The following is a 19397-nucleotide window of genomic DNA, read 5'->3' on the forward strand; positions in this document are numbered from 1 at the left end:
TTGATTTAATTTGGATATTTGTTTATCGAGGGGTAAAAAAGCGCCTGGGGGCTTATCCGAGGCGCTTCCTGTAAAAGACAAACTAATTTACAGGCACAACCTGTAGTTCAAAACTAAAACAGGTGCCTTTGCCAAGCTGACTCTCAACTAACAGGTCAGAATTAAGAAGTGAGACTAGTTTTTTACTGATAGCCAAGCCCAGCCCGGCATGCAGGCAATTGTCCTTTTCGTGGTTGGTGGCCTGATAGCGCGCATCAAATATAAACGCAATTTCCTTATCGCTAATGCCGACGCCCGTATCGCGAATATCTATGCGAATTTTATTCACCTGCGGCGTAACTGCTAAAGTAATGCTGCCATGGGAAGGAGTATGACGAATCGCATTTTCTAAGAGGTTTGTCAGAATGCGCTCTAATTTGCCAATATCGGCAAACACACGGTAATCCGAATCACCCAAACTCACTTCCAGGGATAACGACTTTTCGGCAGCTTTTAGAGCGAATTTCGCGGCGATATCGTGAAGTAATTCACCCAGAGGAAAAGATTCCTGATTAAGGGTAACTTGCCCACCTTCTAAATAGGCCAATTCGAAAATCTGATCGATAAGGTGTTTTAAATTTCGGGCATTTTTAAGTGATATATCGATAAACCGTTTTCGTTTCGTTACATCCAAGGTGTCATCATTAATTGCGAGAGTTTCGATATAGCCATGAAGATTGGCTAACGGCGTACGCAAGTCATGGGATAAATCGGCCAACAGCACCCTGCGCTGCGTATCAATTTGCTGTAACTGGTCAAATTGCACATTAATGCGTTTTAACATACGCGTAAAATTGCTACCCAAGCGTTGTACTTCATCATGACTATCCGATTGCCATTGATGTTCAGGCTCATCTAAGCGAGCTTGCTGAAAGTCTGCGCTACTGATTTTATCCATTTCAGTACTGAGCTGGCGAAGGGGCGATGTGAGCGCTTTAAACAGTACCATTAAGGCCGCAAATAAAAATAGCAAGCTTAGTACAGCGAACAATATCAGGTGCTGTAGATTTTCATTTTGCTTTAGGCTTCCGAGAATAGAATCGTAAATTTCACCGCCTATGATCACATAAAGATAGCCTTGTAACACATCACCGTTCATTACCGGCGCAGCGGAGAATATCTTTTGACTCCCTGGATTACGTGGGTCGTCACCTTTAATAGGTAGCTGACTTGGATCGCTGATCAGCGTTTGAATAGGCGTTAAGTCTACATAGTCTGCTTTTACTTTACCGGCCTCAGCTGAGTAAGTGAGTACTCTTCCATTGGGGTCGAGATAATAAAACTCGAAATTCGGACCCAAAATCATGAGTGTGTGAAACAAATTTTTGAGTGCCTCGTAGTCGTATACGCCGGTTTTAAGTAACGGACTGTCTAAAGCGAGATGTTCAGCAAGGCCGAGATGAAGTTGCTGCTCAGCCTCGTCTTGTGTAATGGATTGAAGGTGCGTACTGGTAAAGAAAAATAACGCAAGAACACAGATAAACACCGCGGCCAGAGCAAGGGAAATGCGCTGATAAAAACACAGTTTCATTGTGCGTGTACTCCTTCTGGGTTGAATTTATACCCTACGCCCCATACGGTTTGCACAATTTTTGGCGCGGTGGCGTCCAGCTCTATTTTTGCCCGTAATCGGTTGATATGAGAGTTCACAGTATGCTCGTAACCACTGTGTTGATAGCCCCATACCGATTCCAGTAATTGGCTTCGGCTAAACACTTCATTGGGACGTTTAGCCAAATAAAGCAGAAGATCAAATTCAGTGGCAGTAAGGTCCAAAGGTTTGCCGAAAAAGGTGGCTTGATGAAGCTTAGTGCTAATTGCAAGGGCACCTATGGTGATATCTTTGTTTTCTTGTGAGTCCTGGCCTTGCGGCGATTTTGCCAGCAGGTGTACTTTACGAAGTTGGGCTCGAACCCGCGCTTGCAATTCCCGTACACTAAATGGCTTGGTCATGTAATCATCAGCACCAAGTTCCAGGCCCAGAACACGGTCGGTTTCTGAATTCTTTGAAGTAAGCATAATAATGGCCTTCTCAGGGTGTTTGTCCCGTACCTGACGACAGATATCCAGGCCGTTTACCTCTGGTAAGGTAACATCAAGGATCAATAGCGAAAAAGGTTCATCCAACGCCTGCGCTAACCCTGCCCGACCGTTGTGAGCAAGTGTAATATCAACACTCAGTTCACTTAGATTCACCCGAACTAGATCGGCAATATCAATGTCGTCCTCAACCACAAGAATAGAATCCTGCATAGCCATCCCCAAGAATTTAACTTCAATTCAATAAGACCGGGGACTGCGCAATTTTCATTCACGCCATGTAAATTTTTTTGCTTATTAACGCTGTGTCACTCTGTTGTATATATTGAGTCACGAACCGATACACCTTCCTGTTCGTGACTCAATATGTGCCCTAGCGGGTGCGTGTTATCACAACCCGACTTGTGGGGTTATCAAAGCGGTGAGCTTCACTTAACACCGATGTTGCTAACCCTTCCCGACTGGCATCGTTGGCATTGGCACTGGTGATAACACCCGTGTGCAAGCGCACAACATCAGCAAAGTCGTCACGGGTTGTGTCATACCCTGCAGCAGCGCCACCACCACCGGCTTCACCCGCTGCTGGTCCAGGCATAGTCGCCGCAGTTTCGCTATTGGCTTCTGTACCTGCATCCCATGTTACCGTCATGAAGGTTTTGCTTTCCCCCACTGCCATATTGCTAACATCTGCTGCATTTAACCCGGTAAATGCGTCATTGGTGTTTACCAGCATGGTGGTGATGGTTAAGCGTAAGTCATCAGCATCGAGTTCAGGCACTACCAGCGTCATGGCATCACTCATGGTGCTTGGCATCAAAATACCGCCAGAATTTTGCGCATCCAGAAAGTCCGTAGCGTTCATTGCTTCATCGATGACCATTGACGGGTCGCCCCCCTCGGCCATTACTTCTATGCCCATGCTTGCCGGTTCACCATCCATAAACGCATGGAAACCGGATTCATGCAGAATGACTGCTGCTGGTGCAAACGGTTGAGCGTGAGTGAGGTTGGTGATCTGCACCGTATATACGGCAGAGTTGCCGTTAACACCGTCGGCACCGTCCATGCCATCAGTACCATCCATTCCATCAGCTCCGTCTGTGCCGTCCTGGCCTGCAGGACCTTGCGGGCCAGCTGGACCCGTGTCGCCGTCGTCACCACAGGCAACGATCAAGGAGGAAAGCAGCAGCAGCGTACTTAATTTAATAATTGAGTTCTTCATGGCTTGCTCCTTAAGATGCAGGAACTGTAATAACAACACGTGCAACAGGGTTTAACCAACGGTGAACGGTAGAATCCAAATCACTCGCACCGCCAGCGCTATCTGTGTCTCCCAAGGCGTTTCTATGGATGTGAACCGGACCATCAGTGCCGTCTTCCACTTCGCCATTCACAACCTGTGCGGCAACACCCGTACCACCCATGCCAAGGTCGACGATACGCGTAGGTGCGCCACCACCAGCTACGCCTGGTACGCCATATCCACCCAGCGCATTACCTGTTTCAGCTTCAACAACATCAGTACGAGCACTGTTTAGTTCATCGTTTAGCTCTGTACCGGCGTCATACGCGTTCAGGTAGTAAGTGTAAGTACCTGGCTCTGTAGGGATCATAATGCTGTCTAAGCCAACAAACGCGTCGTTGGTGGGGATCAGCATAGAGAGTATTGAAAGGTAAGGCTTATCCATGGTGTCAAAGGGGTAGCTCAACGACGTGGAAGGCGCCACTAAACCACCAAAACGATGCCAGGTATTAGAACCATTGTCGGTATCTACCGGGCCAAGAACTGCTTCAAAGTTTTCGCCACTCGATGCGGGTTCTTGTTCATCGTCGATAACACCACCTTCCGCTAGCCACGCCAGTGCAGTTGATGCGGTTTCACCTACTTCAAAGGCATCAACGGTAGCATCGTGAGCAACAACCAGGCGCGGTGTAAAACTTTGAGCCTGAGTGAGGTTTGTTATTTCAATATCAAGCGTTACCGCTTGTGCTGCAGATACAGACGCCATTGCAAACAATGTAGCGCCAGCTAGTTTAGATAATTTCATTGAGTTGTCCTTGTTTTTGACTGGAAGCACATAAAAAGTAAAGGACAGCGCAAATCAATTCATCACAGAAGTATCACAAAAAACATACAATTTTGTGTCGGAGGGACAACTCATACAAAGGCGTGTTTGCACCTTTGTATGAAGTGTACTTTTGCCATTGCCAGCTACTTGCAATCTTCTCCCGCCAATTGATAACAACCAATTCCTGAATCAGCATCTTTTGGATCCCAGTCAACTCCAGCCTTCCAATTATCATCAGTACCTCCTGATTCATAAGCCCCAATATCTGGCATATTGTCAGTAACGTTAGTTGTTATTCCTTCAATAGTTCGACCTTTATTGATTGCAGGCGAGTTTGGCGCTAACCTGAAATCCAATCTTACTGCATCTATAAAAGCGTCAGCACTAACAACAAGATTGTTTTGCCGGTCAGATTGTGGCTCCCAAGAGCTGTTATCTGACAAATTGTTCCAGACTTTAACGTTGGAAAACGCTGTGCCTTCCTTGTGCCAAGCCCCCATGACTTCGCTGCCTTTTAGCAATGTGTTATTGTAAATATTCAAATCTTTACCATTCCAGTTAATCTGGATATTCGACCATTCCGTGTTCCAAATAACATTGTGATGAACATCAAAGCCTTCAGCATCATTGTCCAGATACACACCTGTGGCTTTCTTTTTATTGCCACTGGAATAGGCATCATGAAACCAATTATGGTGGATCACTGAATTACTCGGCCCCCCAACTGTGTAAAATAAGCCGCAATCATCTGCCACTAAGTTGCTATAAGACACATCGTTGTATGCGTACTCCGCGTTGCGATTAAAGCCTTGAATGGTGTCCCGCCCTGCCCGGGAAATGGTATTGCCGATAATTTTCGTATTCTTACCACCTCTGGCATGAATAGCTGAATCATAACTCCCCAGATAATTGAAGTCATGAATGTAAGAATTGAGAATTTGTGTACCATTTCCTGCATCATATATTCCTGTACCGGAGCCGAACGCTACTTCAGACTTTTCAATAACATTGCCGACGGTGTTATGGAGAGAATTATCACTTCGGATATTGATACTTTGACTATTAACCGTATAACCAGGCACCACACCTAAAGTAGTATTGCCATAAAAACTTTTCACGCCGTAAAAATAATTATGGGATGCGCCACCGGTAATCTCAATTGACCCACCAAATACAGCCAAATGCTTAATATGAATGTAGTTTCTGCCATCAAGGTCGATTGTTTTCAGCCGTTTACGCATCTGAATTTGATTTTCTATTGGCTTTTTACCTTCGGGCAGCATGATAAAAAGTTGTTTGGTTGCTTCATCCAAATACCACTCGTTCTGGTAATCCAAAACTTCTTTAATACCTTGAAGAAAAAAGTCTCCCTTATCAGCTGGGGCGTGATATTTAATAATCCAACTAACGTCTTTATTAAGATCAATAGAAACCTGAGTATCAGTGTTACCGGTTATAAAGGCACGCCATGCTAACCACCCAGAACCAGGTTTGTCCCCGTAAAAGTGAATTGATCCACCTTTCGACCAATCACCTTTCGGAATACCTTTTTGATAAGTCAAGAAACCTGACGCAGTCTGTTCCGACGAACTCCCGCCCGAGTTGCGAAGCGTATCCTGAGTAAACGGATCACCATCGGTGTTATCGGGCCACCGGGCCAAATCCATCGCTGTGGAATTTTGCATTACAAAGTTTTGCTGCTGCAAACTCCAGCTCACATCGGCAACATAGACATTCGGTGTGTCTTGTTTCCAGTCGTTGACATATTCCATAGCGGTGATCACCACTTTCTCTCCTTGATAGGAGGTGTAGGTAATGGGCGCATTCTTTAGTCCAGACCGGTAAGGCCTCAACGTTTCGGCGTATCGACCCTGTCGGATATATACAGTGTCGCCGGCTTTAGCTTTCATCGAAGCAGCCTTAAGTGTTAACAAAGGCGAGGCGAATGTCCCTTCGTGGTTGTCATTGCCAGTTTTAGCAACGTAAATCTCTGCAGATTTTGCTGTAGCAATAAAAGCACAAGTGACAGACAAAGCTGCTGCAAGTAGGGTAATACGTGATAAAAGAGCGTTAATTGCTGTATTCATAATTGCTCATGATTTGGATAATTTAACAAATCATACACAATTTCGTTATATTTAAACAGGTCATTTTATATATGATTAATATTTCATTAAAAAATACACCCGTTTTCAAGGACAGAGGCGATTGAGGCCGAACTTTTGTTGTTCAGAGAAACATACCTTTTAAAGTGCGTAAATGCTTTTGTACCTGATTATTTAGTGTGACATTGCGAGATATAGCGTGACTACTGGTTGGAAAGACCTATTAAGAACAGTATTAGCGCCAGGGTAATAAAGCCAGCAATCACACTTCGCCCTTCGTCTCTCCCCTTCCTTGGGTACTTGCCTAATGTCACAATTTTTAAGCTGATTGCCCCTAAACCACGAATGAAAAACTCAAGGATGGCATCAACAAGTATCCAGCGCAGTACACTTGCTAAAAAACGACCAATGCCTTCTACGACGTCTTCCATTCTCACACTCCATATTTTTTAAACTGAAAAAGTACTTCAGTGGACGGTTGGACCACTCGCAAGTTCTATAAATACTGTCGAAACCAACTGACTATCTCGTGCAACGCCTTTCCTTTATTTTTTGTCAAACCATGATTGTCTTCAGGATATAAAACAAGTTTATGAGGCATATGATGGCTTTCCAACGCCTTCGCTAACGCAACAGAATTACTAACAGATACACGCTTATCAGCTTCGCCATGTAACAGTAGAATGGGAACTTGGGGCGATAATTTATCGACCCAATTTAATACTGAACGACGGGCTAGCTCAGCGGTTTTATCGCGCTGATAATTTGGGATCCGTTTAGCGTAAACCTTTTCCATATCCGGCCGAAATTCGAGCTCTTTTAGTAAATCAGATACACCAGCAATTACAGCTACCGCTTTCACTTTTGAAGTTTCTTTTAACGCCAAAAATGTTTGCATTCCTCCGCGGCTTGCCCCGAACATGCCTATACGTGTCTCGTCAGCATTTTCGATATTTGGGATGAAATTAAGCAGGGTTGTCACATCGTTAACATCACTTCCGCCAAATTCATCTTCAGCGGTTGGATGCCTTGTGAAGGTTCCGCGATACTGACTACCGATAATAATGAAACCTTCATGAGCGATAGGAAACAAGTTGTGCATCATCGCTCCAAAGACGACGCCACCGAAGTTGCCATTGCCACCACGGTTGTAGATCAATACAGGTAGATTATCTTTCGCTGCTTTAGGCTTCATGACATAGCCATTTACAAGATGTCCATCCACCTCGTACTTAAATGTAGAACACGACAAAGTGCGCTTGTAAAGATCGAACTTTTCTTTACCGAAGCGCACATCAAACTGTGTTAATACCTGCTCAACTTTTTCCTCAGACGTATAGTTTCTTCTATATTTCTTTTCCATCGCATTGCGCCACGATGCGTAATCACTGAAGACCGAAGAAAAGCAGCTTTGTTGCTCCTGGATACGCTCGTGACGAATCAATTTAGCTCCATGGCTGCTAAACGATGAAATTACTAATAAGATGAGAGCTGCATATTTCATCTAAATTCCCTTTATTATGATCAAAACTATCTGGGTCATGGACTTATCCACTCAATTGGGCCGATGAGAAATCAGAGGTCTGCAAAATGCCTTAAGGCGTAATCGCTATTACAGAAACAAACACTAACAATTACGGCCTTACAGTAGCGCTGTTTTGCCCTGTAATAAAGCCATGTTTCGCTTCCAACATAAAGAACGCAGTGTGACTGATCTGGCGCAGGTGCAAACTGTGAGCGGAGCTGAGAACGAACCGCTCAGTTTTTCTTTAAACCAGAAACTAAGCGGCAAAGGCTTGCCGCTTACTCTGCATCAAATTTCCGTCTGGCAAACTGATACGCTGACTGAGCTGCCACCTTACCCTGCTCGCCTACGGCAGATTCGGCCAGGCTTTCGTCCGTTCCGGTTATTTCTTCACTAAACAGTAAATCATAACCTGCCGACCATAAATTATTAGTAATCGACTCCCCTGTCATACTCTTAACCCCAAGATTTACTACTGAATATGCCAGTCCCATTGGACCGCCGTAAAGGAAACTACCAGCAAGGTCTGATACAGCACTGATATCTGTAGAGGTTACATTCTGGTAGAAATCCGATACCAGTGGGATATGGTGAAGCAGGTTCACCGTATCGAAACCGTCATTCCAGTCGACACCACCTTCGCCAAACGCTGTGGTGATAAAGTCGTCCAAGCCAGAACTTTCAGTAGCGGCTCCGATCAGGATATCAGTATTCCCTGTAGCCACCTCTGTAGAAGTGCTGCTTGTGTCGGTATCACTTGTCGATGTGGTGAGCAAATCTGTTTTCAGCATACTCAGAAAAACACTTTGCATCTTTGCAATACCTTCTTCTGAGGTAAGTGATTCCAGCGCACCGTCAGAAAGGTCGCCCATCCCCAGCGCTGACATAAGATCAGACTGAAAGCGACTCACCAGTTCGTCGGACCCGGCCGACGTTGTGTCACCGGTTGCTGAAAACAACGCGAGTACTGAGGAAAAACCATTGGCTGTTTCGTTAGCATTTTCGGCGGTAGTCGCTGCGACGGTTACAGCAGTATTCAGTGTTGCAGCGTCAGCATCACTGTTCGAAATATAGTCGCCAAATGCGTCAAAAAGTTGCATAAATCACCCTACCCTGCAGGCATCTGTAAAGTCTGTAAAGATTGTGAAAATCACTGAATCACATTGATGTAATCAGAAATTTTTTAGTTACTATCTAAATCGATTCGCAAGAGAGGGCGGTCATTTCTCCAGAAATTAAATTTGAAATATTCGTCAATAACGTGACACCGAGCGACATAGATATGAAATTAAGATGCCAGATTTTACTAATTTTAAGTTCTTTACATTTGTTAGGCTGTACCCAGACCCCCTCAGAGGAAGAGCAAGTAATCGCTTCCAGTTCTACTAACCCGAACGTCTCACAACGCGCGGTAGATAACAGTAACCAGGAAGCATCTCCGGGCGAGACCGCTTTCCGCCCGCCGCGCAGAGAACGCGTGTCGGTAGTTAAAGTACCTACCGGATCACTGTTTGACCCCGATAATGCAGCCGGCCTCTATGAGCTTCACCATAAATTCAGTGTGGGTGACATGATTCTGGTATCACTGGAAGAACAGACGTCATCACAAAAGTCCGTCGACTACAGTGAAGACAAAGCCAGCAGCTTTCAGATCCAGCCGCTGACAGTCAATGCCGGACCTATTCACATCAGTGACGACGATCTGAACATGGATCACGAACAAAGCGGTGAATTCAACAGTTCTGCAAATTCCAGCCAATCCAATTCTCTGGAAGGTCAAATTACCGTTTACGTAATTGAAGTCTTACCCAATGACAATCTTGTAGTCGCGGGAGAAAAGTGGATCACAATGAACCAGGGTAAAGAATTTATCCGCTTTTCCGGCGAAGTCCGGCTCAAAGACATTGATGTGAATAACACGGTAAGTTCCGCAAAAGTCGGTAACGCGTTAATTGAATACAGTGGTAAAGGTGAGTTGCAGGACAATCAAAAACGAAGCCTGCTGGGCAAGCTCTTTTCTATTTTTGGATGATATTATGATCATGCTGCGCAGCCTGCTCCTCACCACGGTTTTTCTCATATTCAGCCTTAAGGTACACGCTGACTGGGTACAGGGTAAGGCGACACTTGCGGTAAAAGATGCGCCTTTGGATGAGGTCAGGGTAATGGCTATAAAAAATGCCATTGCTGATGCGTCTTTCAAGTCAGGTAGTATGATAACTGCCGAAGATGTAGTGCTCAATGGTTTGCTAATAAGTAGTAAGGCTGAGATCCATTCCACCGGACGCATCCAGCGGGTAGAGATCATTGATGAAATTTTGGAAGGTGATGCCCTTACTGTGTCGGTAAGAGTTAATATCACGCCACTGTTTGCCTGCAGTAGTGACAAATATCACCGTTCTGTGCTGGTCACTCAGCTCCAGTTGATGCGCCCGCGTCAGGCCGCTTATGGCGATATTTATGACTTTGGCAATCAGATCAGCAAGCGCCTGGAACAACAGCTCATTCGCCAACAACAGGCCATGAATGTACTACTGCTTGATAAAGCTTTTGCATCCCGCGACGCATTCAATTCACTGACACCACAAATGATTTATGACAAAGCTTCATACCTGGCACAAACCCAGGGTCGGCAATTTATTATTTTCGGTTTCATTCGCGATATCAGTATGTTCGAACAATATGATGTTACGGACAGCGACGAAAGCACTCTGAAACGCAATTTTACCCTTGATTTGTATATGGTTGATGCATTTAAAAATACCTTGCTGTTTCAGGAAAGCTATCATTCTGAAGCAGACTGGACCTACCCAGAAGGCCTGCAGGTCGATACCAACAACAGTCTGTTCTGGCGTAATGACTTTGGCAGGGTTGTACTCAATACGGTCAACGCAGCGGTCTCAGACCTCACCAATATCATTAGGTGTGAGGCGTCCGCTACGCAGATTGCGGACAAGGTCGACGACGCATTGGTTATTGCCATGGGCTCTGCCGACGGCGTTGCCGTGGGCGATACCTTCGCCTTGTTAAAAAAACGGGCGTTGAGCAGAACCAGTTATACAGGTTTGGCCATCCAGCATCCTCTAGATGATATATTGTTTGAAGTCAGCTCTGTAAATTCCAATGCCGCCCTACTGAAAGGCATCGGCGCAGCAGACACAGGGGTTGCCGAACTCTATGACTTGGTGACTCCAGAAAAAGCTAAAGAAAAGGTGTCACTTATCCCTCAGCGGTAATGAGCCGATATGGTCAAATTAACAATTTTCCCCATTTAAATTGATGGGAGTTGAAGTAAGCCGCGAACAAACCGTGCAACGCTCAAGGGAGAACTAACCCTCAATAGTATTATTTACTGAAACATACCCTAACAATTACGGCCTTACAGTAGCGCTGATTTGCCCTATGATAAAGCTCTGTTTCGCTGCCAATAATACACACTATGACGCTTGAATACGCATACTATACGCTAATGTTTACCGCGCTTGGTGTCATGGTGGCGCAGCTATTTTTTAAACCGGTAAGGATCGAGCATATCCTTACCGCCATTTTTAGTGGCTCACTGGTGATGGTGGCGTTGCAAGTATTATCGACTAGCCATGGCAGTGCTTATCAATATGTATTTGCATTGGGCACCTGTGCCACATGCAACCTAATCTGGCTTATTTCCCGCGCTCTGTTTAGAGGTAGCCATACTATTTCTACCCAACACTACCTTCTCGCCGCTACTATTGCACTGCTGATTTTTACCAACCGAAGTGTAGAACTCATGGTGTTTATTGATTGGGTAAACGCCGATAGGATTGAGTGGATAAAGCGCGCCATAGCGGAGATCACCGGGCTGCTATCTTCCACTATACTCGCGCTGGCATTCTGGGAGGCTGTACGGGGTTTCAGTACCGCTAACAAGGTAGCGCAAAGACAGCGATTGCTGTTTGCTACTGCATTTTTTACTGGCGTTTTTAGTTGTACCGTTGTCGCTGATGGCATATTAAGCAGTGATATCAGTGAACAAATTAAGCCATGGCTTGTGGTGGGCTCTGCGCTGCAAATAACCCTGGTACTCTTCGTAATTTTATTGTGGCAACACAAAATACGACACCAGCAATCTGCACCTGAAAACCACGCTGAAGTAGAAAGCACAGTCCCCTCCCCTCTGGTACAAGAAGATCGACAACTTCTTGAGAAAATTATCTCCCTGATGGAACAAGAGCAGCGCTATTTGCAGCACGATTTAAAGACCGCCAAGATCGCCAATGCCTTGCAGGTGTCAGAGTACAAAGTGAGTCGAGTGATCAGCACCCTCACCACGGCGGCCAATGTGAATCAGTTTATTAATCATTATCGCATTGAACACGCAAAACACCTGCTAACGGCTGAGCACAGCCAGCACTGGACCATTCTGGTCATTAGTCTGGAATCTGGCTTCGCGTCATTGGCCCCCTTCAACCGCGCCTTTAAAGCCAGTGAAGGGTGTACACCAAATCAGTATCGCCAAGCCCGGCTTAATGACGAATTGCCGTCAACCCAGCCCAGTACTACCAGCTAAATAGGAGTAATTGACGATCCGTGGCCCCCACATCATCATTGTTGCCGCTATGGTGCCAAATAAGGTGATGACAATGGCGAAAAATACCGAGATGATGGCGATAAGCCGAGCACTTGCCGCTTTGCTCTGCTGAGCCTTAAAAATAAGTTCAGCAATAATCATGGGGAGCAAATAAGAAGCAAAGGACAGGATAATATCTGCTGGACCATCTAAATTAGCGCTGTTTCCCAACGCCCCTTGATTGAGCATAAACCACCCCATTAGCAATAAACGAAAAGTCCACACGCCGTTAATCAGAATAAACGCATGTATGGCAAAGCGCTTGTGTTGGGTGAAGCGACGTCGCAATGCCGCTTTCCACGCAATGTACACCGCAACGGGGATGAGTAAACCATTTAAAGTAACACCCAGGGCACCGATATCACTCAGGCGACTGCCAGTTACCCAGGTGAGATATAGCCCGCCTATCGCTCCCAGCAAACCGAATGACAGATACACACGTCCATTGATTCGATGAAAACGCGGATAGCGTTTCCGGATTACCGGGAACAATTGAAAAGTACCACTTAAACTAATTAGCATAACAGGCACAACGTGCAGTAGTAGTAATGCGTTGTTAAACGTATCACCATTCACATAGCCTGTGATCATATAAGCGTAGCGGGATTCACTCAGTTGCCCGGTAAGCATAGGCAGCGTGAACTGAACCAGAATATACAAAGCAAATATCCACTGGCCGGTAAGAATGATCCCCACCCAAGACTTTACCAACCAACCCAACACCTTTTCTGATTGCCAGCCCATTCCAGACTGAGCATTTACTGTAGAAGTTATATCTCGAGACATAGTTAGCTCTTAGTTAACGAATAGAGCTTCGAGAATGACAAAAACAGTAGAAATGGCTTATCGAATTACAAAATCGATGACAAAAAAATCGATAATAGTGAGGAAAAAGCAATGAGGCTTACGCAATCGGTAGCGAGACGATTGCGCAGCCTTAAAAAAGCAGGGGGTTAGTTCGCCGGCATAACGTAAACTTCACGTACACATGCCGATTCTTCCGCGCTCAGTGCAAACAATACCGATTTGGCAATATCTGCCGGTTGAAGTTTGTCTTCTTTAGGCTCATCAAAAAACGGGGTATTTACCATTCCCGGACATATGGTTGTGCATCTGCCACCCCACTCGCGCATCTCTTCGGCCAAATTCTGCCCGAAGCCATAGGCAAACCATTTGCTTGCGCCATAAACAGAACCTTTCAAAGCTACACGACCGGCTACAGAACTCGTTATGATAAAGTGTCCTTTGGTCTCTTGAAGATAGGGAAGCCCGGCTTTTGCTGTGTAGAGCAATCCGTTAACGTTTGCGCCAAGCATGCCGCCCCAGTCTTCTACATCCCCCTTTTCAATACCGGATGATTTTGCACCGCGTCCTGCATTCGCGAAAATTCCGTCAATACGCCCAAAGTGATCGTTCACACTTTTAAGCCCTTGCTCTACGTCGTTATATTTACTGACATCGGCTTTGACAGCAAAGGCGTTGTCTGTACCCAGCTCATCAACAAGTGTCTTTAACTTGTCTTCACTTCTCGCCAGAAGGGCCACTTTGAAACCTTTGTCGACAAGCTGCCTCGCCGTTTCTTCGCCAATACCGCTGGACGCACCGGTAATTACAATAACTTTTTCTTTCATTCTTGTATTTGACATGAATCCTCCATACTAGAATTATCTGAATTTACGAGCATCAGGTGAATGTGGGATATGCACTGCCCACTATCCGATTCAAACTTGCTCATGAGCTCAGTTCATTGAAAACTTGTTGGCAAAAGTGCTACTGGACTAGCATTTCGCTAATTTTGTTTACAAACGCTGGAATATCGTCCGGATTTCTACTGGTAACGATTTTTTCATGAGTAACAACTTGTTCATCTACCCAGGTCGCACCCGCATTTTTCATATCTGTTTGAATGCTCGGAAAAGATGTAAGCGTAGCGCCCTTGGCCAATCCAGATTCCACCAGCAACCAAGGACCATGACAAATCGCGCCTATCGCTTTGATGTTTTCAGTAGTGTTCGCCTGCTGAATAAACTTAACTGCGTCCTCGTTCATGCGCAGCACATCGGGGTTAATTTGCCCACCGGGCAACACTAACGCATCGTAATCTTGTAGGTTTGCTGACGTTACCTGAATGTCAACGTCAACGTTTTTTCCCCAATTGTCTTCATCCCAGGCTTTAATCGTTGACTGATCGTCTATGGATAAAATGTCTACCTGTGCGCCTTGCTCTTTGAACCTATCTCTGGGTTGTATGAGCTCACTTTGCTCAAAACCGTTTGTAGCGAGAATGGCGACCTTCTTTCCGTTGAGGTTATATGCTGTGCTCATGGTCACTCCTTATTTCAATTTTCTGATTAAGAGTTAGCAAATCGACACTTTCAAAGACCGCGTTACACTAGAGGAAAGCTTTTGTCGACTCGCTGCATGATTGTGAAAGGTGCAATTACCAAACCACCGTCCAAGACAACCTTAAGCATCTGTTTTAATTGCATTTTAAGGCAATGTATGAATTTCAACGGTTTCAACGTAAACGCAAATCTGCCAGTGCTGTGAACGATTTACAGGGTACAGGCATACCTCCAATACCAAGCGTTCCTGATATCAATGTATACTTGCCGTTATAAAACTTGAGGACTGGGACAAAAAAGCCTGCGAAAAGCAGGCTTTAAAGAACGGATTAACAAGATTACTCGTCCTTAACAGACAAGTTTTCCTTCACCTGACGTGCATCGTAGCTGACGCTCGGCTCCGGGCGCGTGCCTCGACCTAACTGAATATCCAGAGCGCTTTCTATCACACTTTTCTCACGGCCTCCCACATAAATGCCCGTAGAAAGTCTGGACTCAGGATAATAACGGGTACGACAGGTTACCAGACCACAATCAGTTACCTGGGTATAACGTTTGGAAAATCCGAGTTCCGGCTCCGTTGCTACTTTCTCGCGATCTACCATAGTCTCTCTATTAGCGACTACAAACCAGTCGTATCCTTGTTCAAGCGTTATTTCCGCTGCGCGGAGCATGGCATAGTCCATTGCTTTGGTTTTATCACTGCCTTTCCCTTTAAAAAACACCCTGTACTGGGTATCGGTTAGCTTGGTCTGTGAATATCCGTACCCACCATTCTCAGCGGCGCGGTATGCAGGCTGACTAGCACAGGCGGCCAATGTCAGCGCCATTACAAATGTAGCCATTTTCATTACTGTTTTCATGTTTATCTCCAATGGCAGATACTACTGCCAGTTCGTTTGAATTGCGTGTTGTTCCTGCTCTCTATTCAACGGAGCGCCTTTAATAAGGGTATCGAGCACGTTGTCTAACTCCCGGACAGACGTCGCAGTCTGATATTCTCCTGGCTGACTTCCTACCGGCATCGTTGGTACTAATGCCCGTTGCTGCCATAAACCCTCTTGTTTACAAGCGATCATCGCATCACTTCGCGACTGACTTGAAACAGTAAACTGCCTGCATAATTCCCCGTTCTGGTGGACAAAGGACAGTTGAGGCGTAACAGTAACGTTGCCTGCGTTGTAGCTGCTGCCGCTGGTCTGATTATCCAAGACAGAAGCAATCTGTTGCCATTGGTCCTCGCCTTTTGATTGGTTACTTGTTAATTGCTGCCAGCCCAGTAAGCCTACTAGCGCTACGCTCGCAGCCATTGCCATTCCTTTGAGCCATCGTGTGCTCGAATTGTGCGTTGGTTGCTGTGCTATTTGCCCAGACTTTCGATTTTCTAAAGACACGACTTTGTTTTCAGTTGCCAGATCGCACAATGCCACAATATGGTCGGGTACAGGACCCGCTGTTGCTTGCTCTGCTGCACTTTTAACAACATGGTCAACCATACTTAAGGCGGCCATGCGGTCACACAAGGTTTCGTCCGAGGCAATAGCATCACGCACCAACGCCATTTGCTTTTCATCCAGTTCGTTATCTAAAAAACCACTGAGTTGGTCGTCAGTAATATTCATGCCGTTACCTCGTTGTCATTTGCTCCCTTAGGGCCTTTTTCTATAAACAGTATTTTAGCCAGTTTGCTTCTGGCTCGTGCCAGCCGACTCATGACCGTACCTGAAGGAACAGACAACACGGTGGCCGTGTCTTGATAGGACAGCCCTTGTACGGCGACTAGCGAAAGTACTTCACGCTGATCAACTGGCAAGGTTGCCATGGCCCTTTCAACCTGTTTTAGCGTAATATCAGAAGTAATTTGCGTCGTTGTTTCCTCTTCTTTTTGCTGCAATTCCGGCTTCTGAACCGCTGCCTGACGTACTTTGCTAGCACGGTATTCGTCAATCCATAAGTTGCGGCAAATACGGTAGGACCAAGCCAGCAACTCAGCATCATCGGGAACGGGTTTAGTCAGTAATATTTCCACTGTGTTTTGAAGTAAGTCGTCTGCGTCAGCCATGCTACCTGTTAATGAGTAGGCGAACCGCCTCAGTACCGGCAACATTGCTTTAAGCTGTTCTGATTGTGTTATTGTCATTGTCTTTTCCTACACTTGTAAAGGTGATATTCCGTCACCCCACTTGCCTCTTTTATAGTGTTAACGAGACAAGATTCATTTTATTCCCATTAATTGGAATTTTTTTTTATTTAATTCGTTAACTCAGCAAGTCAGCCAACAAAGGGTAACCGAGCTCCTCATTTTGAGCTGCCGCTATCGCTTAATCCGTTTTTATAATAAGGTATTGCTATGAAGTTACCATTGTCCACTCAGTTACTATCACGACACCTTATAACAGCTGCGGTCATGCTAAGTCATGTCCCCTTGGCACATTCACAGGTATTGCCAAGCGTGACTCGCTCAGTGGTTCAACCTATTGACGATTTATCTCGCAAGTTGCGTGCAGAGGGTGTAACCGAACAACTAAAACACCCTCCGAAACCTGCATTGTCTGAATTGTTACCGCCCCTTACAACCACACTAACGGCTGCCCTTTCCGACGCGCTGCTACCGGATATAAAAGCTAGCAGTATAGTAAATTCTCTACAACAGACTGTGTTACAGGAAGAGATTACACCGCAGGGCGATTTGGCTATTACCAGAGAATGGGTAGTGTATGCGTCAGAGGCCGATTTATCCTGGTTTGAACAATCCCCACTTTTGGTGACCAAACAACGTTACGTTGCACTGCTGGACAGTTGGCTTATTTCAATTAAGGTCCCCGAGGACCTCAATTCGCTGGCCAACGTAAAAGCATTTTTACCCTCGCATTTACAAGCTCAGCTTGGCCGCAACCACGTGTATCTGACTCAAATCACCCCGACAGAAGCAACCGAAGAAGGCGCAGCAACAACGAGTTCGGTTGAGACTAAACCGCTGTGTAAGTCACCTGCGCGCATCGGTATGCTGGACTCAGCGATCGAAGATACTCATCCATTACTGGTTACATCCCGGGTACGCGAACACGTATTTACTGATGCGTCATTGCCGCTTAGCCGTGCCCATGGCACCGCGGTAGCGGGTATTCTTCAGCAACAACTTGCCCCCAATAGCCAGATAGTGAATGCAGCCGTGTTTTATGAACGCACTCAGGTATCACAAGGTGCCAGCTTGTTCGATTTGGTCAGCGGACTAGACTGGCTGGCGAGTCAGCGAGTACCGGTTATCAACATGAGTCTGACCGGTCCTGACAACCCATTATTGGCAAAAGCTATTGCGGGTTTGTCTTCCAAAGGAATTACACTGATTGCTGCTGTCGGCAATGCCGGGCCAGCCGCCCCGCCATTGTATCCAGCCGCATATCCTGACGTTATTGGCGTGTCGGCAGTAGATGCCAAAGGCAATATTTATCGGTGGGCTAATCAGGGGGAACAAGTGGCACTGTCGGCGCCAGGCGTGAGCGTTATTACTGCCCGACTACAAGGAAAAACCGGGCCTGAAACCGGAACCTCTATCGCCTCACCAGCAGTGGCAGGATGGTTAGCGCAGTGGCGAACATGTCAGTCAGGAAGCGACGCGACGCAAACCGCCATTCCGCTAGCATTGCGTCAGCAGTTACAGGATAAAGGAGCACCAGGCTGGGACCCAGTATTTGGTGAGGGTGCCTGGCTACCTGCAAGATAGTCCCCTTCGACGCCTTGGCTAAAATTTAGCAGTGACGCCCACGTTCGCCTGGTTCTCCTGGTAGTCAGCTATCGACAGGTTTGACTGATAGTCGGCGTATTTCGCACCAATATCGAAAGCGACATACTTCGAAAACTGATAGCTCGCGCTTACGCCAAGGGTATGCTGGCGATCAGTGCGCTGGGTTACCGACAAAAAGGCCTCAGCCTCTCGATAGTCCCGATAAGCAAACTGATATTGTGCCTTCAGTGACGCCGTCGTGCCCCACCATTGTGTGGGATACGTCCAGCTAAGCTGGCCGGCATGACCAGCATAGTCGAGTCTGTCGATGTCGGCATCCTCATACTGGTAGGTATAACCCACGTTAATCATCTGCCCATCCAAGTCTGGCAAATAAAACCATTGTGTTGTCAGTTGCCCGCCGTTGGCGTCGCGTTCAGGCAAAGTGTCAAAGCGCTTTTGAAGATAGTCAGCACTTATGTGTAAATAGGTTTTCGCGCTAATGCTGTTTTGCCAACTCACACCAGACTGCTGATAACGCATGAAGTCATTGCCGTCCAGTGCCGCATCGGCCAGGTAACTATGCACGCCCCACTTACCCACACGGGTTTTTAAGCCTGCGCCCACATTCCAGGTAGTAATTGCCAGGTTGAAGTCGGTTGCATCCTGATATTGCGTGCGCTGATGGTTCACGCCAGCGTTGAATGACAATACGTCCGTAGCCTGCCAATCTACGGTGAGTTTTCCTTTCAGGTAACCCGCATAATCGGATTGATTACTGGCACGATCCAGCTCTGTCACTGTGACATTCGAGTCGTATTGCGCACCAGCCTGTAACTCCCCTTTGTAGGTTACCGTCGCAACAGCCGGTACGCTCACGGCAGTCATGGCAGCAAAAATCAGTGTCGTTTTCATCAAAAGACCCTTTCAATTATCGGTTTGTT

General features: G+C 46.2%; 19 protein-coding genes. 4 read left to right on the top strand and 15 right to left on the bottom strand.

Going from position 1 to position 19397, the window contains the following annotated elements; all coding sequences use genetic code 11:
- Positions 1–82 precede the first annotated feature (82 nt).
- From ACXACM_RS17235 to ACXACM_RS17270, 8 genes are all read right to left on the bottom strand, one after another.
- Positions 83–1570, bottom strand: a complete 1488-nt coding sequence (locus ACXACM_RS17235; protein WP_474823285.1) for a sensor histidine kinase — start codon at positions 1568–1570, stop codon at positions 83–85.
- Positions 1567–2292 (bottom strand): winged helix-turn-helix domain-containing protein, encoded by a 726-nt coding sequence (locus tag ACXACM_RS17240; RefSeq protein WP_474823286.1) that lies wholly within the window; start codon positions 2290–2292, stop codon positions 1567–1569. The genes ACXACM_RS17235 and ACXACM_RS17240 overlap by 4 nt, the downstream gene beginning before the upstream one ends.
- Before the next feature lie 160 nt (positions 2293–2452).
- The gene (locus ACXACM_RS17245) at positions 2453–3301 is read right to left on the bottom strand and encodes a spondin domain-containing protein (RefSeq protein WP_474823287.1); all 849 of its coding nucleotides are present in this window, start codon (positions 3299–3301) and stop codon (positions 2453–2455) included.
- Positions 3302–3311: 10 nt separating this feature from the next.
- A complete protein-coding gene (locus tag ACXACM_RS17250; protein ID WP_474823288.1) occupies positions 3312–4127 on the bottom strand; it encodes a spondin domain-containing protein in 816 nt (271 codons plus the stop codon).
- A gap of 164 nt (positions 4128–4291) precedes the next feature.
- Complete coding sequence (locus tag ACXACM_RS17255) at positions 4292–6235, bottom strand: right-handed parallel beta-helix repeat-containing protein (protein WP_474823289.1); 1944 nt, start codon at positions 6233–6235, stop codon at positions 4292–4294.
- 221 nt (positions 6236–6456) lie between these two features.
- Complete coding sequence (locus ACXACM_RS17260) at positions 6457–6684, bottom strand: hypothetical protein (protein ID WP_474823290.1); 228 nt, start codon at positions 6682–6684, stop codon at positions 6457–6459.
- Between the two features lie 65 nt (positions 6685–6749).
- Positions 6750–7757: an alpha/beta hydrolase family protein gene (locus ACXACM_RS17265; RefSeq protein WP_474823291.1), complete on the bottom strand. Its 1008-nt coding sequence runs from the start codon at positions 7755–7757 to the stop codon at positions 6750–6752.
- Positions 7758–8056: 299 nt separating this feature from the next.
- On the bottom strand, positions 8057–8878 hold the full coding sequence (locus tag ACXACM_RS17270; RefSeq protein ID WP_474823293.1) for a hypothetical protein: 822 nt from the start codon (positions 8876–8878) through the stop codon (positions 8057–8059).
- A gap of 182 nt (positions 8879–9060) precedes the next feature.
- Between ACXACM_RS17270 and ACXACM_RS17275 the strand changes: the two genes are divergently transcribed.
- From ACXACM_RS17275 to ACXACM_RS17285, 3 genes are all read left to right on the top strand, one after another.
- The gene (locus ACXACM_RS17275) at positions 9061–9810 is read left to right on the top strand and encodes a flagellar basal body L-ring protein FlgH (RefSeq protein ID WP_474823295.1); all 750 of its coding nucleotides are present in this window, start codon (positions 9061–9063) and stop codon (positions 9808–9810) included.
- A gap of 4 nt (positions 9811–9814) precedes the next feature.
- Positions 9815–11014, top strand: a complete 1200-nt coding sequence (locus tag ACXACM_RS17280) for a flagellar assembly protein T N-terminal domain-containing protein (RefSeq protein ID WP_474823297.1) — start codon at positions 9815–9817, stop codon at positions 11012–11014.
- Between the two features lie 203 nt (positions 11015–11217).
- Positions 11218–12324, top strand: a complete 1107-nt coding sequence (locus ACXACM_RS17285; protein ID WP_474823298.1) for a helix-turn-helix domain-containing protein — start codon at positions 11218–11220, stop codon at positions 12322–12324.
- On the opposite strand, the gene ACXACM_RS17290 is transcribed toward ACXACM_RS17285, so the two are convergent.
- The 6 genes from ACXACM_RS17290 to ACXACM_RS17315 form a co-directional block, all read right to left on the bottom strand.
- Positions 12298–13170 (bottom strand): DUF2306 domain-containing protein, encoded by an 873-nt coding sequence (locus ACXACM_RS17290; RefSeq protein ID WP_474823299.1) that lies wholly within the window; start codon positions 13168–13170, stop codon positions 12298–12300. The two genes, ACXACM_RS17285 and ACXACM_RS17290, sit on opposite strands and share 27 nt — an antisense overlap.
- A gap of 167 nt (positions 13171–13337) precedes the next feature.
- Complete coding sequence (locus ACXACM_RS17295; RefSeq protein ID WP_474823300.1) at positions 13338–14030, bottom strand: SDR family oxidoreductase; 693 nt, start codon at positions 14028–14030, stop codon at positions 13338–13340.
- Positions 14031–14154: 124 nt separating this feature from the next.
- The gene (locus ACXACM_RS17300; RefSeq protein WP_474823301.1) at positions 14155–14709 is read right to left on the bottom strand and encodes a type 1 glutamine amidotransferase domain-containing protein; all 555 of its coding nucleotides are present in this window, start codon (positions 14707–14709) and stop codon (positions 14155–14157) included.
- Between the two features lie 358 nt (positions 14710–15067).
- Positions 15068–15592, bottom strand: coding sequence for a CC0125/CC1285 family lipoprotein (locus ACXACM_RS17305; RefSeq protein WP_474823303.1), 525 nt, complete (start codon positions 15590–15592; stop codon positions 15068–15070).
- A gap of 21 nt (positions 15593–15613) precedes the next feature.
- Positions 15614–16351 (bottom strand): anti-sigma factor, encoded by a 738-nt coding sequence (locus ACXACM_RS17310; protein WP_474823304.1) that lies wholly within the window; start codon positions 16349–16351, stop codon positions 15614–15616.
- Complete coding sequence (locus ACXACM_RS17315) at positions 16348–16869, bottom strand: RNA polymerase sigma factor (protein WP_474823306.1); 522 nt, start codon at positions 16867–16869, stop codon at positions 16348–16350. Before ACXACM_RS17315 ends, ACXACM_RS17310 begins: the two co-directional genes overlap by 4 nt.
- Before the next feature lie 210 nt (positions 16870–17079).
- On the opposite strand from ACXACM_RS17315, the gene ACXACM_RS17320 reads away from it, so the two are divergent.
- Positions 17080–18453 carry a S8 family serine peptidase gene (locus tag ACXACM_RS17320; protein ID WP_474823307.1) on the top strand — a complete coding sequence of 458 codons (1374 nt, stop codon included), beginning with the start codon at positions 17080–17082 and terminating at the stop codon, positions 18451–18453.
- A gap of 18 nt (positions 18454–18471) precedes the next feature.
- On the opposite strand, the gene ACXACM_RS17325 is transcribed toward ACXACM_RS17320, so the two are convergent.
- Positions 18472–19368 carry a surface lipoprotein assembly modifier gene (locus ACXACM_RS17325; protein WP_474823308.1) on the bottom strand — a complete coding sequence of 299 codons (897 nt, stop codon included), beginning with the start codon at positions 19366–19368 and terminating at the stop codon, positions 18472–18474.
- Between the last annotated feature and the right edge of the window lie 29 nt (positions 19369–19397).

The sequence above is a fragment of the Alteromonas sp. AWQ4_252 genome, assembly GCF_056158205.1.

Coding starts and splice junctions, on each gene's coding strand:
- ACXACM_RS17315 (WP_474823306.1), bottom strand. CDS start 16,869: ATGACAATAACACAATCAGAACAGCTTAAAGCAATGTTGCCGGTACTG.
- ACXACM_RS17270 (WP_474823293.1), bottom strand. CDS start 8,878: ATGCAACTTTTTGACGCATTTGGCGACTATATTTCGAACAGTGATGCT.
- ACXACM_RS17290 (WP_474823299.1), bottom strand. CDS start 13,170: ATGTCTCGAGATATAACTTCTACAGTAAATGCTCAGTCTGGAATGGGC.
- ACXACM_RS17255 (WP_474823289.1), bottom strand. CDS start 6,235: ATGAATACAGCAATTAACGCTCTTTTATCACGTATTACCCTACTTGCA.
- ACXACM_RS17265 (WP_474823291.1), bottom strand. CDS start 7,757: ATGAAATATGCAGCTCTCATCTTATTAGTAATTTCATCGTTTAGCAGC.
- ACXACM_RS17325 (WP_474823308.1), bottom strand. CDS start 19,368: ATGAAAACGACACTGATTTTTGCTGCCATGACTGCCGTGAGCGTACCG.
- ACXACM_RS17250 (WP_474823288.1), bottom strand. CDS start 4,127: ATGAAATTATCTAAACTAGCTGGCGCTACATTGTTTGCAATGGCGTCT.
- ACXACM_RS17260 (WP_474823290.1), bottom strand. CDS start 6,684: ATGGAAGACGTCGTAGAAGGCATTGGTCGTTTTTTAGCAAGTGTACTG.
- ACXACM_RS17285 (WP_474823298.1), top strand. CDS start 11,218: ATGACGCTTGAATACGCATACTATACGCTAATGTTTACCGCGCTTGGT.
- ACXACM_RS17275 (WP_474823295.1), top strand. CDS start 9,061: ATGAAATTAAGATGCCAGATTTTACTAATTTTAAGTTCTTTACATTTG.
- ACXACM_RS17295 (WP_474823300.1), bottom strand. CDS start 14,030: ATGTCAAATACAAGAATGAAAGAAAAAGTTATTGTAATTACCGGTGCG.
- ACXACM_RS17245 (WP_474823287.1), bottom strand. CDS start 3,301: ATGAAGAACTCAATTATTAAATTAAGTACGCTGCTGCTGCTTTCCTCC.
- ACXACM_RS17280 (WP_474823297.1), top strand. CDS start 9,815: ATGATCATGCTGCGCAGCCTGCTCCTCACCACGGTTTTTCTCATATTC.
- ACXACM_RS17305 (WP_474823303.1), bottom strand. CDS start 15,592: ATGAAAACAGTAATGAAAATGGCTACATTTGTAATGGCGCTGACATTG.
- ACXACM_RS17235 (WP_474823285.1), bottom strand. CDS start 1,570: ATGAAACTGTGTTTTTATCAGCGCATTTCCCTTGCTCTGGCCGCGGTG.
- ACXACM_RS17240 (WP_474823286.1), bottom strand. CDS start 2,292: ATGCAGGATTCTATTCTTGTGGTTGAGGACGACATTGATATTGCCGAT.
- ACXACM_RS17300 (WP_474823301.1), bottom strand. CDS start 14,709: ATGAGCACAGCATATAACCTCAACGGAAAGAAGGTCGCCATTCTCGCT.
- ACXACM_RS17310 (WP_474823304.1), bottom strand. CDS start 16,351: ATGAATATTACTGACGACCAACTCAGTGGTTTTTTAGATAACGAACTG.
- ACXACM_RS17320 (WP_474823307.1), top strand. CDS start 17,080: ATGAAGTTACCATTGTCCACTCAGTTACTATCACGACACCTTATAACA.